Source organism: Vreelandella vilamensis (genome assembly GCF_031451755.1).
GTDB lineage: Bacteria > Pseudomonadota > Gammaproteobacteria > Pseudomonadales > Halomonadaceae > Vreelandella > Vreelandella vilamensis.
This window is the reverse complement of the sequence record NZ_JARWAN010000053.1, coordinates 1-2,281: the sequence shown is the minus strand read 5'-3', so window position 1 is coordinate 2,281 and position 2,281 is coordinate 1. Positions and strand designations below refer to the sequence as shown.

Annotated in this window: 1 protein-coding gene; it reads right to left on the bottom strand. The window is 55.9% G+C overall.

What is annotated here, in order from left to right:
* Window positions 1-92: 92 nt before the first annotated feature.
* Window positions 93-1,604, bottom strand: a complete 1,512-nt coding sequence (ltrA, locus tag QC823_RS16080) for a group II intron reverse transcriptase/maturase (protein WP_309657355.1) — start codon at window positions 1,602-1,604, stop codon at window positions 93-95.
* Window positions 1,605-2,281 lie beyond the last annotated feature (677 nt).

Below are 2,281 nucleotides of genomic sequence, written 5' to 3'. Positions count from 1 at the left end.
AAGTAGAGTAAGAAGCAGGGCGTAGTCGTACTATTTCCCTGCTTCTCCTCTCCGAACCGTACGTGCGCCTTTCAGCGCATACGGCTCTCCATTCAAGCGTGGCTCAAAGCCAAGGCAACATCGTGGTAGCGAGAAGTGACGGTATTGCGTGTTTCTTCCCTGGGCAGATATGGATTTCCCTCGGGAAGCTGCCACCGGAACGACATCTTCCGACTGGATACCAGTCGACGTAGGCTTACCACACTAAATTTGCCAGCATGGTTAGGGCCAAAGAGTTGCCATGTTTTAGCCTCTTTCCCTTCAGGCCGGCGGAAGCACTTTCGCATCAAGGACTTGATCGAGGCTCGGTACTTGCGTGCCAGCCAGTGGGCGAGTCGCCAGAAAACAATGCCATCAATCTTCTTGTACGTCATTGCGGTATAGTCGGTGAATTGGTAGAACGTGGCCCAGCCCACCAGACGGCGGTTTAGGCGGTCCACCATGTCGATCCGATTCTCGCTATAATTGCCGGACAGCTCCTTCACCAAGGTGGCGGCGAAGTTTCTGGCCTTATCGCGGGGGATAGATGTGACGGGACGCATATTGCCACGAGGCCCCCGTTTTCGAATGATCCGGTGGCCAAGGAAGATGAAGCCATCATTGACGTGCGTGATATGGGTCTTTTCCATATTCAGGGTCAGTGACAGGTCGTCTTCCAGGAACCGGCGGCATTCTTCACGAATGGCCTCGGCTTGCGCTTTGTTTCCCTTGACGGTTATGACGAAATCATCTGCATAGCGGCAATAAGCCACCGCCGGTTTCCACTGGCGGTTTTCACGCAAGGCAACAGGGCGTTGCAGCTGAATGCTAGTGTTCCAGCTCCCGCGATCTTGGCGGGCTTTCTTGCTCAGGTAGCGCTGTTCCAACCACTGATCGAACTCATTGAGCATGATGTTCGAAAGTAGCGGTGATAGCACGCCCCCTTGAGGTACGCCGTCATGAGCTGCATAGAACAGCCCCTTGTCAACATGCCCGGCTTTGATGAATCGCCATAACAGCGCCAGGAAACGGCCGTCCCGAATCCGTTTGCGCACACACCGCATCAACTTTCTGTGATGAACCGTATCAAAGTAGCTCGCGAGATCACCTTCGATGACCCAGCGACCTTTCGTTTCCTTACCGTCCGTCAGCTGAAGTTTCACGGTGCGGATTGCGTGGTGTACGCTGCGTTCTGGCCGGAACCCATAAGATAGGCGATGGAAATCGCTTTCCCAAATGGGCTCCATGGCCATTAACATCGCACGTTGCACAATCCTGTCGCGCAAGGTCGGTATCCCCAGCGGGCGCTGTTTGCCGCTGGATTTAGGAATGTAGATGCGACGTGCTGGCTGCGGCTGATAGGTGCCGTCCAGCAGCTCGATACGAATTTCCTCCAGATGCTGGCTGAAATTTTGCTCGAACGCTTGCCGATCGACTCCGTCAATACCCGCGGTTTTGGCCCCTGACGACGCCAGCGTTCTGAACGCCGCCTCTTGGAGCCAGTCGCGCTGTGCAATCAGTCTCAACAGCCGATCGAACCGTCGGTTCAGATCCGTTGTTGACCACATTGCCAGCTTGCTTTGCATTTCCCCGATTATCAAAGGTCTTCACCTCTCTGGGTCAGGTAATCCGTGGAGCAAGCCACTTAAACTGCCTCCCTTCGCCATGTAGTGGGCTTTCCCCACCTCGGACTACTACGGAGGCTCCGCCAGCTTGTCGGGCATCGGGGTCACACTCCCTTGGCATCCCGAGCAAGCTTTCCCTCGTTCACATGCTGGACTCAAGCATACGGAGGAGGTTGCCGATCGCAGTCTTTCCCCTTGCATGCTGCAAGTTGGCGCACCTGCCACGAGTTAGCTGCGCACTGATCGTGACTCCGCTGGTGGTAGTGGCCTATATATACCACCGGCAGCAGCAGTGGGCCCTACATTTACCCATTGCCGAGGATGCGCATCTCCTCTTGAGCCGTGTAGGAGATGGCGATATGTTCAGCCCACAGACGCGGATGAATCGGTTCGTGTTCCTCAACCTTTCCGTACTCAGCCTAGAGGTGCATCTTGGCGTAACGGCTTCGCCTCACACCCCGTTTCCCACGGGTTACGTCACCCTGCCAGTGCACAGCAGGTCACCGCCGCTTCGGCTCAGGTTCTCTCACAGCAGAGAGCCGCCCTTCGTTGGGAACACCCTGTTCGACACGAAGGTATTCCAGTCATGCTTGTGCCCGTTCAACTGCCTCCCGCAGCCGTCAGGGTCGAGGCACACT

Coding starts and splice junctions, on each gene's coding strand:
- ltrA (WP_309657355.1), bottom strand. CDS start 1,604: ATGCAAAGCAAGCTGGCAATGTGGTCAACAACGGATCTGAACCGACGG.